We start from the raw sequence: 16173 nt of genomic DNA on the forward strand, positions 1-16173 counted from the left end.
TTATGGCTAACTTGAAAAGAATTCTGTAAATATATTCTATATTGTACCATTTTCATAATGTCCTTTCCATAAAATTTAATGAAGAATTTCTGTGAACCTCAATATTCTATTTGATGTATTTTTCAAGCTATACGGACGTTTTCTAACTTGTTAACGTAGAATCTAGGTATAATTTAATAAATAGTCTCATATCATGAAAAAATAAGTTGGTATTCGATCTTATATACTAAAAAACTTATACTAATGGTTTGTACTCTTTATAATATAAACACGTTTTTTCTTTTCATACAAAACATTCATCCATAAATATAGATGTCAATATATGTTATATCTCCAATCCAAGTTTCATTTTTAGTATCAGCAGAGAAATTTTGCATAAGAAGATTATCTTTTATTAATTCTTCTTCAACTTTTTATAACTTCCATGTTCTTTTCTAGGATGTTTACCAGAAATAAGCTTTGTTATTATGTTAGATAAATTTCGACATGATATGTTATACTTTAAAGAAAACAAATGAAAGGATTGATAATTTTGTCTTCGAATAAATCTAATATCATATTTATAAGCAAAAATCCGAAAAAGAAATATTTTACTGTAAAAAATATAGCAATTATGCTAGCAATCGTTACAGTAGTAAACGGATTTATTACACCAATGCCAAAAGGACTTTCATTTGAAGGAGAATTACATAATGTTTCTGATATAGAATTTTTATATGATCTTACATATAAAAAGGATGGTGAAGTGATACATGAGCAATCTATATTTGAAAAACAGTTAGAATTGATTAAAAATGCAAAAGAATTTATAATTTTAGATTTGTTTTTATTTAATGATGATTATGATAGGAAGTTAGATTTTCCTCAAATATCAAAAACATTAACAGATACATTGATAGAGCAGAAAGACAAATATCCAGATTTAAAAATAATATTTATAACCGATGAAATAAATAACTTTTATGGTGCGTATAAGTTCAAATTCATAGAGCAGTTAAAGGAAAATGATATTGAAGTTATTATTACAGATTCAACAAAGACAAGAGATTCTAATCCTTTATATTCAGGAGTGTGGAGAACTTTCTTTAGGTGGTTTGGAACTTCAGGAAAGGGTTTGATGAAGAATGCTTTTAGTCCAGATTCTCCAAAAGTTACTCTTCGTTCTTACCTAAAGTTGCTTAATTTTAAAGCCAATCATAGAAAAGTTGTAATTACAGAAGAATCTGCGATTATATCTTCTTCTAATCCTCATGATGCTAGTTGTTATCACTCTAATATTGCTTTTAAAGTTAAAGGGGATATAATTGATGATTTAATACAGTCAGAATTAGCAGTAGCTCGTTTTTCAGGAAGTGAATTTAAAGATTTAAAGTTAAAGTATAGAGGTGATATTAAAGAACCGTTAGAAGCTACAAGATTAGCTTTAATAACAGAGGGTAAAATAAGAAAAAATCTACAGGAAGAGATTGAAAATACTAAAGTTTATGATAAGATTACAATGGGAATGTTCTATTTATCCGATAGATTTATTGTAGAAGAATTAATACGTGCTGCAAATCGTGGTGTAGATGTAAAGTTAGTTTTGGATTCAAATAAAGATGCATTTGGTATAGAAAAAAACGGTATACCAAATAGGCCAGTATCTGCTGAATTAGTAAAGAAAACAAATGGCAAGATTAAAATAAGATGGTATCAAACTCATGGAGAGCAGTATCATGCAAAATTAGCTTTTATTGAGAAAGATGATCAAACTATAATAATCGGCGGATCTGCTAATTTAACAAAAAGAAATATAGGCGATCATAACTTAGAAACTGATATAAAGATAGAAGTAAAAAACGATAATAAGCTTGCTTTGGAAATAGGTCAGTATTTTGATAGGATATGGCAAAATAAAGATGGACACTATACAGTCGATTTCTCTGAGTTTAAAGAAGATGGTTTTTTAAGAAATATAATTTATCGCATTCAAGAATTTACTGGACTAGGAACTTTTTAAAAAATTGATATGTAAAAAATGGACCAAGAAAAAAATAAGTTGAGTCTTCAAAATTAAAATTTGTAAAGAATCATATATTCTCATTTATACTAAATCATTTAAGTTTTGAGCATAAATTTGCATCATTATGATTATAGCCCAAATTATAAGAAAATATGTATATTTCTCTATAACTTGGGCTATAATCATAACTAGAAATTAAAATATTCAATTTTTTCCAAATACTGATTAGTACCGAATAGTTCAATTATAAATTTTAAAGCACAAAGTTATTTACACACTCTAATATTTTATAAGGCTAATATTATCATCTTGTATAAAAGCACTCGATAATATCCTGTAGCTATAATGAACCCGTATGACCCAATACCCCAACATAAATAAAACTATTATTAAAGGAAAATATCCACCTAAAAATAGTCATAGGTAAAAATATTACTTACTATAATAAAGCAGTTTTCTAGTATATATCTTTCAAATAAGTATTTTAAATTATCATTTTAATCTCATATATGGCTGCCTAAAATCTATTTTTATTTACCTATAAATTAAAACAATGCTTATTAAAATATCAAGTAATTCTATTTTAATAAGCATTGTTTTCTTAACTTAAATATTATTAAATTTTTAATGCATCTAATTATTTTCTTTTTCTAATATTTCCTTTAAATTTATTATATCTTCTTCTGATAATTTCGTAGCCTCTTTTACTATTGATATATCCATTCCTAGTTTTAATAAATTCTTAGCAGTTTTCATTATTCCTTGCTTCATTCCATCATTTTTAGCCTTATTAAGTGCACTAACTTTATCCTTTAATATTTTAGCTCTCATCTCATAAATCATTCTCTGTTCATCATCATTACTAATCCTTACTAGTTCATCCTTAGCTTCTTTTATTTCTTCTATACTCATTTCTAACTTTCTAACCTTTTCACTTTCAGGATTTTTTAAAAATTCAGTCCAAGCAACTAACATATCCTTTTCATCACTATTTTCCTTAAGCTTTGGTATTTCTATAAAGTGTATTTCCATAATATCAGTAAGTTCTTCATTAGTTTCCTTTTCTTTTAATAAATAACCATTATGAAATCTATCATTTTTTAGATATTTGAAATTAAGTATGTTTATACATATAGTTCTTGATAAAGTAGAATAATTATCCCCTTCGCCAAGTTGCTCTTCATATAATTTACTCCAATAATAAAGGCTTCTTTTTATCATATTGTATTCATTCTTTAGCTGTATCTCTATATTTATAACTTCTTTGTTGCTTGTTGTAGCTTTTACATCAAGTCTTGAAAATTTATCTTCTACAAAGTGTTTTTCTAAATCAGTGTTTTGTATTTCAACATATTTTATTAAATGCTTTGGCTTTAATATAGCATTTAAAAATGATATTAGTATTTTAGGATGTTTAGTTGATCCAAATATATTCTTAAATACAAAATCTATTTTAGGGTCTAATAAACCTTTCATAATAGCACCTCCAATTTATCTATTTATTAATATTATATACTATAAACGTACATCTTTACATAAAAAAAGACAACCTTATTTTAATAAAATTGCCTTGATTATTTTCAAATCACCTATTCTTCCATAAGATACTTTGGATCCATATAGTCTATAATCCAAATCGTATCATTTGCATGATAGAATTTTACTCCATCTATCGATAATTGTTTTGCATCAATTTTAAGAATTGGAATTTCATCTTAATATCCCTATACACTAAAGTATTATAGTATAACTAGCATCTTGTCTGTATTTTATATTTTCTATAGCATCCATTATTTTCCTCTTTGCATATAGTGTACTACAATAACATATACTAGACTTCGTATAATTTTTTTCTAGTGAAAAATATTCATCAAATAGTATAGGAATATCCATTTCATCGCCTTGTTTTCCAATTATATCTATAGCTATAGTTCTACTATCTTCGTTCTCTTCTCTATCTAATTTCATTATATTTCTAGCATAATCAACTATAATAATATCTGTATATTTATATAAGTAATAAAGTGCTTTATATCTATCATAATCATTTGCAGTTTTAACTATCCCTATAAGAGCATTTGTATCAATAGTACCATCTGCTTTTACTATATGTTCATACTCATTTATCAGTGTTTTAATATTATAATCTACAATTTGAGTATCCCTTACCCTTATTCTCCCTATTTTTTTCCTTATCTTGAACTTAGAGTAGACTATATCCATATAACCGTCATCTGTTCTTATCCTAAAATGATAATATTGCTTACCTGTTGATTTATTTATTTTCTTGAGTATAACACTATCTAAAAATTCTCCATAAATATAATCATTTGCACAAATTGACTTTTCATAATTAAAATACTTACAATCTTGAAAATATAAAATATATTCAAATTTCTCTTTATGCTCAAGTACATAGCTTCTTTTTTCATCATCTGTGCCTTTTAGTTTATCCCATATATTATCTACATCAATTATACTACTTATATTTAACTTAACTTGATCTGGAGACCAGCTTGAATCTTTTCCTTTTGAATTTGAAAATTCTATATTTTCTATATCACTATCATGAAAATAATTATTCAAAAGATAATACTTTGTAAGTTTGTCCTCTGGATATAATTTTTTATTTTTCAAATTTTCACATCCTCTATCAGTCTTCTATCATCTAAACTTTATTATATGATACAGTAGTTTTTATTTTTGGTATTTTTTTCAATATAATTTAACATCAATTATATCAATATGAAATAATTTTGACTAGGTATACATATTTTTTTGAATTCATATATTTAATATAAGAATGTATTTTATTTAAAATCATAAATATTTCGAGGAATTAGAATATTTATGTATCCATATCCATTAGAATATACTAGACAAGATTGTAGTATTAAAATTGATATAAATAATAGAACTTTGACATTATATAAAAATAGAAAGTTCTTCAAGTCGTATCCTGTCGCCATCAGGAAACCTTCCACCCCTACACCAAAGAGAACATTTAAAATTGTAAATAAAGCTATATGCTTGTGCTGAGCAAATCTGGTTATAACACCAATATCACGAACAATCTTTCACGCATATGCAAGGCTATATCACATTATTGAATAGGAATGCATAATAAAGATATTATTCAACTTTATAATCTAATCCCAATTTAAACTGTTATAAAAATCATATAATTTATACACAAAAAAAGAGAAGAAATATTATAGTACTATTCTTCTCTTTTAAATCAATTTATTTTTTAATGTTTTGCAAGCTAACTCTGATATACCTACTGTAAAAAGTCCATATTCAATGATAATTATATACAAAAAAATCCTATAAACTAAACACTCTTCTATATTTACCTTATCATATTTCAAATTTACTTATTTCTTTATTTAAATTTATCGCAAGATGATTAAGTGAATCCGATGCTTTTGCAACTTCCTCAACAGCACTTGCTTGTTCTTGCATAGAAGCACTAACTTCTTCTGATGCCGCTGCTGTTTCTTCTGATACAAATGATATATTGGTTATAGCTTCCACAATATTATCTTTATCATTATTAATATTAGTGACATATTCACCAATAGAGTTAATCTTCTGTGTAATTTTATCAATAGATTTTATGATTACATTGAATGCATCATTAACACGAGAGACTGAGTTTGATTGTTTTATAGTACTTTCTTTTGCCTCATTCATAATTTCAACAGTTTTATTACTATCATTTTGAATATTAATAACAATTTCCTTTATTTCATTAGCTGCATTACTTGAACTTTCTGCAAGCTTTCTTATTTCATCAGCAACTACCGCAAATCCTCTTCCTGCTTCACCTGCTCTTGCTGCTTCTATAGAAGCATTTAATGCTAATAAGTTAGTTTGATCTGCAATTGAACTTATTGTATCTAATATATTAGCTATATTTCTTGCCTTATCATTTTGCTCAAATATTGCTTGTGCAACCTTCTTCGTTTCTTCATTATTTAATTCTGTTATTTCTTTTAGCTCTTCTATAAGTTTAACTCCTACTAAATTAGCATCTATAACTTCTTTTGTAGAATTTAACATATCCTCAGTACTTTCTGAAAGTTCATTAAGTTTATCCGCTAAATTAGATGCTAGAACGGATCCTTTCTCCGACTCATCAGCTTGATTAGAAGCTCCTTTAGCAATCTCATCTATAGTTTTTGCTACTTCTTCAGCTGATGCACTAACCTCTTCCGAGGTTCCTGCTAAGTTTTGTGCAGACTTATTAACTTCCTCAGATGTATTTTGTATATTATTTATAAGTTTTACAATATCATCAAGCATTTCATTGAATCCGTCTCCTATTTGACCTATTTCATCTTTACTTTTGAAATTACATCTTACTGTAAAGTTACCTTTCTGTATTTTTTTCATATTACCTAAAAGTATATTTATAGGTTTTGTTAAATTTTTAGAAAATATAATAGAAGTAATTCCAGCTACCAATAAAGAGATAACTCCTATAATTAATGTAGTGTAAAACAAAATCTTAGTATCATCTCTAATTTCGTCAACATACATAGTTCCAATAACAGTCCATCCTAATTTATCTATTTTAGTAAACAATGCAATTTTATCTTTCGAAACTCCTTGTTCATTCTTAGAATATTCTATACTTCTCTCATTAGTTTTATGTATAGCTTCTTCAACCTCTTTTACATCTATATGAGTGCCTATAAGTTCTTTATCTTTATTAGTAATATAATTTAAGTCCTTATCTACCAAAACAGCATAACCACTTTTCCCAAGTTTAAGTCTATTTATTTTCGTCGAAAAATTTTCTAAAGATATATCTACTCCCAAAACTCCAACCAATTCATCATTGTTATAAGTATTATATACAGGTATATAAACAGTTATAACCATTTTTTCAGTAGCTATATCTTTATACGGTTTTTCCCATACCATATCATTTTTAGTTAAAGTATTTTTATACCAATCTTTTTCTACAGGATCATACCCTTCTGGTAAGTCATATTGAGGATATAAGTACATATCACTATTTGCCGTAGCTAAATAAATGCTTTCAACAAACGGATGAGCTTCTTTATACGTTTTAAAGGTTTCCATCATCCATGTTTGAGAATCTGGATGTGATATAATTTGCTGCACATTTGGATCATGAGACATTTGAATAATATTAAATTCATTTTCTTCTATAAAAGTAGTTATATTTTCTTGTATTTGCTGAATCATTTGGAAGGAATTATCTTTTAAATTCTCTTTTAAAATCACTGTTGACTTAAAGTATGAAGTTATCCCTAATGCACTTAGTGACATAGTTATTAGCAAAATAAACACTAAAATAAGTTTAGAACCTATTTTATTTTTAAAATTTGAAATTTTTCCCACTTATACACCATACTCCTTATTTTTATATTTTTCCTATTTAAATCCCATTACCCATATGTACTATGCTCAAGTTCTGTTCCACTGGCTATTTTACTATATTTTCACATAGTATTCAATGATTTCTACCTTATTTGTCTAAATATTCATTTTTTCTACAGCTTTTTTATACTCATAGCAAATTTACTTAAATCTCCATATATATGCTCTCCATCAGATAAAATCACTGCATCGCTAAACAATGGACCATGTCGTGTGACTATTATTATAGTATCTGGTTTAATACTATCTATCATATTTTCAAAATATCTAAGATAAGCATTTTTTAAATCTTTATCTTTGAAGAAATCTCCATTGTATATATTAACTTTTGTATATCCTCTAGTACATGTTCAGTAAAATCCATTTCATTCAAATCAATGTCTCAAATGTTTACATTTAGTATATATATGACTTAATCTTAAAACACAAAACCAAAATATATAGTTTCCAAAACTACATTACATCATTTTAAATATCTTTTTTTATTATATTTATAGTATTTTTAAGAAAAAGTTAGTATTTAGCATATATTTTGATATAATTTTATTTCATTAGCCTTTACCAACCTAAATGGCATTTTCATTTTTTGCGTTTATGTATTATCATAAATACATCAAGTAGTTTTAAAAACTACTTGTAACTATAATCAATTGATATGGAGGTATGTTTAAATGGGAATTTTTACAAGATTAAATAACATAATAAAAGGAAAAGCAAATAGTGCATTAGATAAAGCAGAAAATCCTATAGAACTTTTAGATCTTAAAATAAGAGAAATGGAAGAAAGTCTTAATAAAGCTAAATTGTCTTCTGCGGAAGTTATAGGGAACGCTCATTTAATAAAAAAACAGATGGATGAAACATTAAAAGAATCTAATGATTTTGATGAAAAAATAAGACTTGCAATGAGCAAGAATAATGAAGATTTAGCTAAGAAAGCTTTACAAAAGAAAATAGAATCCGATAAAAAGTATGAAAGCTTAAAGACATCTTATGATGAGGCTAAAATAAAATCAGATCAATTAAAATCAAAGCTTATTAGTTTAGAAGAGGAAATTAAAAAGACAAGACATTACAGAGATGAAGCTGCTGCAAGACTTAATAATGCTGAAGCATCTCAAAAAGTAAATGAAATATTAGCAAACATAGATAATGGATCTAACAGTATTGATTTAGATGATATTGAAAGAAAAATTTCTAAAAAAGAAGCTTTAGCGGAAGGTATGTCTGAGCTCAAAAACAATGCAGACTCTTTAGATGAAGAATTTGCAAAATTGGAAAATGATATAGATTTAGACTTAGAACTTCAAAAATATAAAAACTAGTTAAGGTGGTTAAAATGGACTCTAATTTATTTAAAGATGAAAAAAATAAATATGAAAAAATATATGTAGATATAAATTATGCAATAAATGATATTAATGACTTTTTATCAGAAGATAAAATAAAACAAAGAAAATATATATCAAGATTAAATATATTAAAGGATTATATAAATCTTATAGATACTTTAGAATCTAAATATAATAAAAAATCAATTTTTAAGGTTTTTGAAAAAGAAGATTACTATATAAATAAACTGGGTAAATATAAAGAAGAACATGAATCTCATTTTAAGCAGATAGAAAACTGCTTAAAATGCTCATGTTTTAGATGTATAAAAGAATGTAATTTCGATACTTGCCTTGGATGTAGATTAAACTCAAAAATTGTTGTATGCGACCATAAGAATGTGAACTCTACAGTTTATAACGACTATACTTTAAATCTTACAAATAACGATACAAATAAAGAAGATATATATAAAGTGTTATCCACTATACAGGTATTAAATGACAATAAGAGATATATCGTCATTCAAAACATACATAATTATGATGAAAAATATATATTATACCACTATCCTGGTATAAAAGAAGATAATTATGGAGAAATATCGGATGCTTGTGAATTCGATTATATAGCTGAAATATTTAATTCTTGCAACTTAGATTAAGGGGATGTATTTTTATGAATAAAAATTTTAAAAGAATATTCTTATCTATATTCTTAATATTTACATTAGTATTTTCTCAAATAATGGTGAATACTGCTTATGCTAAAACAAGAAGTGGCTCCTATTCTAAACCTAGGAGTTCTTCTTACAGTAAATCATATAAAAAACCAACAAGCACTAATAGTACATTAAAGACTTCTAATTTCAAAAACAGCACTAATACAAAAGATTATAATAAAATAACAGATACATCTTCTACTCCTCCAAAATCTAGTAACTCTGGATTAAAAAGTGGAAGTTTCTCAAACACTACAAAAAATAATACAAACAATTCTAGTACCTATTCAAATACAAAGGATACTACATATAAGGATTCTACTCCTAAAAGCTCTATGAAAAGTGGAAGTTTTTCAAATACTACAAAAGATACTAAAAATGAAAAAACATCTGATACTTCAAATAAAAAACAGGTTTTTAGCGATCAAGACTATACTCCAAAAAAATCCCATAGCTTTTTTAATTTCAGATACCCATTCTACAGCAATCGTGGATTTTACGGTTTAAGACTTAGTTTTTTTGATATAATGATATACTCATTCATTATAATAATGGTGTTTATATGCGTGATTTCTATAATAAGAAATAAATTCAAATAAAAAATTCGTCTAGTTGCTACGCACTGACTCATATCGCCAACTATCCCTACGTGCTCCGTTGCTCAAAAATAGTTGTAGGTGCAGATATTCAATCAATGTTATCCAAAGATTCAAAACTATATAGAATATGCAAAATAAAAAAAGTAGCCAATGGCTACTTTTTTTATTTTGCATATTCTATTGCTCTCGTTTCTCTTATTATGTTTACTTTTATTTGTCCTGGATATTCTAATTCATCTTCTATTCTCTTAGTTATTTCTCTAGCAAGTAGATGCATTCCATCATCCGTAACGTTTTCAGGTTTTACTATTATTCTAACTTCTCTACCTGCTTGAATAGCATATGATTTTTCTACTTCATCATATGAATTAGATATTTCTTCTAACTTTTCTAATCTTTTTATATAAGCTTCTAGTGTTTCTCTTCTTGCCCCTGGTCTTGCGGCAGATATAGCATCTGCTGCTGTAACTATAACTGCTTCAACAGTTTGAGGTTCATAATCTCCATGATGAGTTGACATAGCATGAATTACATCTTTAGATTCTTTATATCTTCTAAGTAAATCCATTCCTAACTCAACATGAGTTCCTTCCATTTCATGATCAACTGCTTTTCCTATATCATGTAAAAGACCTGCTCTTTTTGCAAGTTTAACATCCGCTCCAATTTCAGCTGCCATTATTCCAGCTAAATGAGACACTTCTATAGAATGCTTAAGAACATTTTGACCATAACTTGTCCTATATTTAAGTCTACCAAGTAATCTTATAAGTTCTGGATGAAGTCCATGAACTCCAGTTTCAAAAGTAGCTTGTTCCCCTTGCTCTTTTATTATGTTTTCTACTTCTTTTCTTCCCTTTGCAACCATTTCTTCTATTCTTGCTGGATGTATTCTTCCATCTGATATTAGTTTTTCCAGTGCAATTCTTGCCACTTCTCTTCTTATCGGATCAAATCCTGATAATATTACTGCCTCTGGAGTATCATCTATTATCAAGTCTATACCTGTTAAAGTTTCAAGAGTTCTTATGTTTCTACCTTCTCTACCTATGATTCGTCCCTTCATTTCATCATTAGGAAGATTTACTACTGTAACTGTAGTTTCAGCTACATGATCTGCTGAGCATTTTTGAATTGAATATGCTATTATTTCTCTTGCTTTTTTCTCAGCTTCTTCTTTAGCAGCAACTTCTATTTCCTTTATCATCATTGACATTTCGTGTCTAACTTCTTTTTCTGTATTAGTCAATATAATATTTTTTGCTTGCTCTGATGTAATTCCTGAAAGACTTTCTAACTTTTCAATTTGTTTAGTTTTTACTTCTTCTATATCTAGTTCTTTTTTCACTATTGCTTTTAATTTTTCATTCAAATTAGATTCTTTTGATTCTAGTGACTGTAGTTTTCTGTCTATATTTTCTTCTTTGTGAACTAATCTCTTTTCATATCTTTGAAGTTCACTTCTTCTTTCTTTATTTTCTTTTTCTACTTCACTTCTCATTTTATGAGATTCTTCTTTTGCTTCTAATAATTTTTCTTTTTTTATAGTTTCAGAGTCCTTTTCAGCTTTTTCCATTATCTGCTTAGATACTTCTTCTGCAGCTCCAATCTTTTTCTCAGCTATATTTTTTCTCACTATATAGCCTAATAAGATACCTATTCCAGTCCCTGCTACAACTGATAATATTATTTGTATTACTATAATCTCCACCTCCCTTTTCTAAAGTAAAATCCAATCCAAATTGTCATTTAAATGAATTAAATTCAACTAATTCAACCCTAAAACCTCTGGATTAAACGAAAACAATCTATTTATATTTTTTATTTTTATTTTAAACATAAATAGTAAAAATTTAAGTCATTAAAATTCGTGAACTAAACAAAGTCTTTCTTTTCATTTTCTAATTTAAAGATGCACTTAGTTAAAAATATATAGAGACTTAAGTCTCTATATATTTAAAAGTCTCTTATTCCCTAATTGTATAATTTTTTGATTAAAGTGTCAAGGTTTACACTCCTTATTCAGTTGCTGTGTCCGTCTCTTCAGCTTTTATAAGACCATAATGGCTTCTTACTTTATTATCTATCTCTTCTATCAAGTCATCGTTTTCAGTCAAGAACTTTTTAACGTTCTCTCTTCCTTGTCCTAATTTTATATCTTTATAATTGTACCAAGAACCTGATTTATTAATTATATCTACTTCTACAGCTACATCTAGTAGATCTCCAACCTTTGATATCCCTTCTCCATACATTATGTCAAATTCACATTTTTTAAATGGAGGTGCCACCTTATTCTTAACTACTTTGACTCTTGTTCTACTTCCAAGTATATTATCTCCTTGTTTAATAGTATCACATTTTCTTACATCAAGTCTTACTGATGAATAAAACTTTAATGCTCTACCTCCAGTTGTAGTTTCTGGATTACCAAACATTACTCCTACTTTTTCACGAAGCTGATTTATAAATATTGCTATTGTATTTGACTTTTTAATAGATCCCGTTAATTTTCTAAGAGCTTGCGACATAAGTCTTGCTTGTAAACCTATGTGTGAATCCCCCATTTCCCCTTCTATTTCTGCTTTTGGAACAAGGGCTGCAACCGAATCTATTACGATTATGTCTACAGCTCCACTTCTTATTAATGCTTCTGCTATTTCTAATGCCTGCTCTCCTGTATCAGGTTGAGATACTATCAAATTATCTATATCTACTCCTAGAGCCTTTGCATATACTGGATCAAGAGCATGCTCTGCATCAACAAATGCAGCTATTCCTCCTGCCTTTTGTGCTTCTGCTACTGTATGAAGTGCTACTGTTGTCTTACCAGATGATTCTGGTCCATATATCTCTACTATTCTTCCCTTTGGAAGACCGCCTATTCCAATAGCTATATCAAGACCTATAGACCCTGTTGATATAGTTTCTACATTCATTTTTGTATTTTCGCCAAGTCTCATTATAGAGCCTTTACCAAATTCTTTTTCTATTTGAGAAAGCGCCATATCTAATGCTTTTTTCTTATTTTCATTCATAGTTAACCCACCTTTCATATAAAGAACAGACGTTCTATATAGAATTATATATTATATTTTCTTTATAGTCAATTATGTATTATATTATTCACATTATTTTTACTAAAATCTTCTGTACTAAAAATAACACCTTAAAATTCATCTGAATTCTAAGGTGTTATTTGTTTTAATCTATATTTTTAAATATATTTTTGTTTAGATTTATATAGTCATATCCTGAGTATATCGTAAGTATTACAGCAATCCCCATAATTATATTAGAGTATGGTATATCTAATAAAATCATCATTATTGCTAGTATTTGAGATACAGTTTTTGATTTTCCCCATTTACTAGCAGCTATAACTATGCCAGATGATGCTGCTATTGCTCTTAATATACTAACAGCAAATTCTCTTGATATTATTATTATTACAGCCCATGATGATACTAGATTCAAATCTACCATAGTTATAAAGGCTGCTGCGACTAATAGTTTATCCGCCAAGGGGTCCATAAACTTTCCAAAATTAGTCACCAAGTTATATTTTCTTGCTATATACCCATCTAAAAAGTCTGTTATAGATGCTATTGCAAATATTGATGCTGAAATTAATAGTGAATTTTTAATATCAGAAAGTATTACTACTACAAATACAGGTACTAATAATATTCTAAGTATAGTCAGCTTATTTGCTAGATTCATCTAATATCACTCCCATTAAATCATATTCCAATGCATCATTTACCTTTACGTTTGCAAATTGACCTATGTCTAATTTTTTATCTGTATTAACATATACAATACCATCTATCTCATATGCATCTTGGTATGTTCTTCCTATATATACGTTGTCTTCTAATTTTTCTTCTATTAAGACTTCATATACATCCCCTATCTTAGATTGATTATTGTGAAGAGATACTTCTTGTTGTATAAGCATTAATTCATCTCTTCTAGTATGTTTTGTTTCTTCATCTATTTGGTTTTCTAACTTAGCAGCCCCTGTTCCTTCTTCTTGAGAATAAGCAAAAACCCCAAGTCTGTCGAATTTAACTTCCTTTACAAATTCTTTTAGTTCTTCGAACTCTTCTTTTGTCTCTGAAGGAAACCCTACTATTATAGATGTTCTAATGCAAGCTTTTGGTATTTCTCTTCTTATCATATCTATCTTACTTTTTATTTCTTCTTTAGTAGTTCTTCTATTCATAAGTTTTAGTATTCTATTATTGCAGTGTTGTATTGGAATATCAAAATAAGCGCATATCTTTTCGTTTTCTTTTATAACTTTTATTATTTCTTCATTCAATTCTTCTGGATATGAATACATAACTCTTATCCATTTAAGTTCATCAATTTTTGCAAGTTCCTGAAGTAAGTATGCAAGTTTTTTCTCTTTATATATATCAACACCATATCTTGTTGTATCCTGAGCTATTACTACTAATTCTTTAACTCCATTTTTTATGAGTTCTTTAGCTTCTTTTAGTATATTTTCTACCTCTCTACTTCTATATCTTCCTCTTAATTTAGGTATTATACAATAAGTACAGTGATTATCACATCCTTCAGCTATTTTTAGATAGGCCATATAAGAAGGAGTTGTAGTATACCTTGGTAGTGTCTCATCATATACAAAATCAAGTTCGTCAAGTTCAACTATGTTTTTTTCTTCAGACAATCGTTTTATTATTTCAGCTATTTTAGAATAGCTTGCCGTACCAACTATAGCATCTATTTCTTGTATCTCATTTTTCATTTCTTCGCTGTATCTTTGTGCAAGACAACCAGACATTATAAGTATTTTTAAATTTCCTGTTTTTTTATACTCTGCAAGCTCTAATATTGTATTTATAGACTCTTCTTTTGCCGACTCTATAAATCCGCAAGTATTTACTATTATTACATCTGCCTGTTCAAAATTGCTTGTAAGTCTATGTCCATTGTTCTTAAGTATTCCTAACATTACCTCAGCATCTACTAAATTTTTAGAACATCCCAATGATTCTAACGCTATTTTTAAACTCATCTATTTTAAGCTCCCTTCATGTAACTGTCTATGTATACTTATTAAATTGTCCATGGCTTTTTCAAATTCATTACAATCTATAATATCATCATATTTAAATTTATCAATAGAATATTTATATAACGGGTCATAATAATTTATTATAAGTTCTTTTGCTATCTTATCATATTGTTTTAAGCGAAGTTTCTCATTTAAGTAATTTGTTTTCTCATTTCCAAGTCTTTTTCTAAGTTTTTCTATTGACTCTAATATTTTATTATCCTCTTTGGTGCTTAAATTCACATATTGATTTACCAATCTCTTTATTCTATTTTCTATACGATCTTCAACAAGTATGTGATATCCTTTTTCTATAGTCATATTATATATATTCTCTGGCAACATAACATACCCTACTCTTCTACTTTCACTTTCTGTAAATATGTATTTAGAATTTGAATTTATTATATAATTAAACAATAATGTTTCAAACATCTTCTGGCTAGGAGGCTCTTTTTCAAATCCCAAATAACCAAATACTGATCCACAATTTTGAGCAAACCCTTCTAAGTCCAAACTACTTACGTCTTTGCTACTTAAATATTTAAGAGCATCTGTCTTTCCAACACCAGTCAATCCATGTAGTACTATAAATTCATAATTTTTATCTGCATTTTCTAAAAAATTTATAACATAATTCCTATAACTTTTATAACCTCCATCCAGCTTATACATATTAATACCCAGTCCAGAATAAAAGTTCACTAAAAGAGAACTCCTCATTCCTCCTCTTGCGCAGTATACTACCAAATTATCATATTCAGTTGATAATTTCTTCAGTTTTATATAAATATCCTGTAATTTATCAGCTATTAATTCTAACCCTTTTTCTATAGCTTTTTCTTTTCCCTCTTGTTTATATAATGTTCCGACTATTTTTCTTTGTTCATCATTTAAAATAGGGATATTAATAGAATTTATAATTCTATCCTCTGCATATTCTGACTCAGATCTTACATCTACAAATATAATATTTTTTAACTTTAAAGCATCTTCAATTTCTATAACCTTACTCAAA

At 27.4% G+C, this 16173-nt stretch carries 13 protein-coding genes; 4 read left to right on the forward strand and 9 right to left on the reverse strand.

The window, feature by feature from the left end:
- The first annotated feature begins 532 nt into the window (after positions 1-532).
- Positions 533-1999: a phospholipase D family protein gene (locus Tmeso_RS00170; RefSeq protein ID WP_242967775.1), complete on the forward strand. Its 1467-nt coding sequence runs from the start codon at positions 533-535 to the stop codon at positions 1997-1999.
- Positions 2000-2635: 636 nt separating this feature from the next.
- Here the strand turns inward: Tmeso_RS00170 and Tmeso_RS00175 are convergent.
- The 4 genes from Tmeso_RS00175 to Tmeso_RS16265 all read right to left on the reverse strand — a co-directional run bounded on the left by Tmeso_RS00175 (position 2636) and on the right by Tmeso_RS16265 (position 7671).
- Positions 2636-3478 (reverse strand): Rpn family recombination-promoting nuclease/putative transposase, encoded by an 843-nt coding sequence (locus Tmeso_RS00175; RefSeq protein ID WP_099187158.1) that lies wholly within the window; start codon positions 3476-3478, stop codon positions 2636-2638.
- Between the two features lie 255 nt (positions 3479-3733).
- Positions 3734-4639: a hypothetical protein gene (locus Tmeso_RS00180; protein ID WP_099187159.1), complete on the reverse strand. Its 906-nt coding sequence runs from the start codon at positions 4637-4639 to the stop codon at positions 3734-3736.
- Positions 4640-5362: 723 nt separating this feature from the next.
- A complete protein-coding gene (locus Tmeso_RS00190) occupies positions 5363-7378 on the reverse strand; it encodes a methyl-accepting chemotaxis protein (RefSeq protein ID WP_099187160.1) in 2016 nt (671 codons plus the stop codon).
- A gap of 152 nt (positions 7379-7530) precedes the next feature.
- Positions 7531-7671, reverse strand: a complete 141-nt coding sequence (locus Tmeso_RS16265; protein ID WP_187296163.1) for a hypothetical protein — start codon at positions 7669-7671, stop codon at positions 7531-7533.
- A gap of 417 nt (positions 7672-8088) precedes the next feature.
- On the opposite strand from Tmeso_RS16265, the gene Tmeso_RS00195 reads away from it, so the two are divergent.
- The 3 genes from Tmeso_RS00195 to Tmeso_RS00205 are packed head-to-tail and all read left to right on the forward strand — an operon-like array spanning position 8089 to position 10069.
- The gene (locus Tmeso_RS00195; protein WP_099187161.1) at positions 8089-8742 is read left to right on the forward strand and encodes a PspA/IM30 family protein; all 654 of its coding nucleotides are present in this window, start codon (positions 8089-8091) and stop codon (positions 8740-8742) included.
- Positions 8743-8756: 14 nt separating this feature from the next.
- Entirely contained in the window at positions 8757-9413 is a 657-nt protein-coding gene (locus Tmeso_RS00200) for a DUF1292 domain-containing protein (RefSeq protein WP_099187162.1), read from the forward strand.
- A 14-nt stretch (positions 9414-9427) separates the two neighbouring features.
- Positions 9428-10069, forward strand: a complete 642-nt coding sequence (locus tag Tmeso_RS00205; RefSeq protein ID WP_099187163.1) for a hypothetical protein — start codon at positions 9428-9430, stop codon at positions 10067-10069.
- A 163-nt stretch (positions 10070-10232) separates the two neighbouring features.
- Here Tmeso_RS00205 and rny read toward each other — a convergent pair whose 3' ends face one another.
- From rny to mnmH, 5 genes are all read right to left on the reverse strand, one after another.
- A complete protein-coding gene (gene rny, locus Tmeso_RS00210; RefSeq protein ID WP_099187629.1) occupies positions 10233-11774 on the reverse strand; it encodes a ribonuclease Y in 1542 nt (513 codons plus the stop codon).
- Positions 11775-12087: 313 nt separating this feature from the next.
- Positions 12088-13107, reverse strand: coding sequence for a recombinase RecA (gene recA / locus Tmeso_RS00215; RefSeq protein ID WP_187296164.1), 1020 nt, complete (start codon positions 13105-13107; stop codon positions 12088-12090).
- Positions 13108-13273: 166 nt separating this feature from the next.
- Positions 13274-13792 (reverse strand): CDP-diacylglycerol--glycerol-3-phosphate 3-phosphatidyltransferase, encoded by a 519-nt coding sequence (gene pgsA, locus Tmeso_RS00220; protein WP_099187165.1) that lies wholly within the window; start codon positions 13790-13792, stop codon positions 13274-13276.
- On the reverse strand, positions 13776-15116 hold the full coding sequence (gene rimO / locus Tmeso_RS00225; RefSeq protein ID WP_099187166.1) for a 30S ribosomal protein S12 methylthiotransferase RimO: 1341 nt from the start codon (positions 15114-15116) through the stop codon (positions 13776-13778). Before rimO ends, pgsA begins: the two co-directional genes overlap by 17 nt.
- Complete coding sequence (gene mnmH / locus Tmeso_RS00230; protein ID WP_187296165.1) at positions 15117-16172, reverse strand: tRNA 2-selenouridine(34) synthase MnmH; 1056 nt, start codon at positions 16170-16172, stop codon at positions 15117-15119.
- Position 16173 lies beyond the last annotated feature (1 nt).

The sequence above is a fragment of the Tepidibacter mesophilus genome (assembly GCF_002724055.1).
In the GTDB taxonomy this organism is placed as follows: Bacteria; Bacillota; Clostridia; order Peptostreptococcales; family Peptostreptococcaceae; genus Tepidibacter_A; species Tepidibacter_A mesophilus.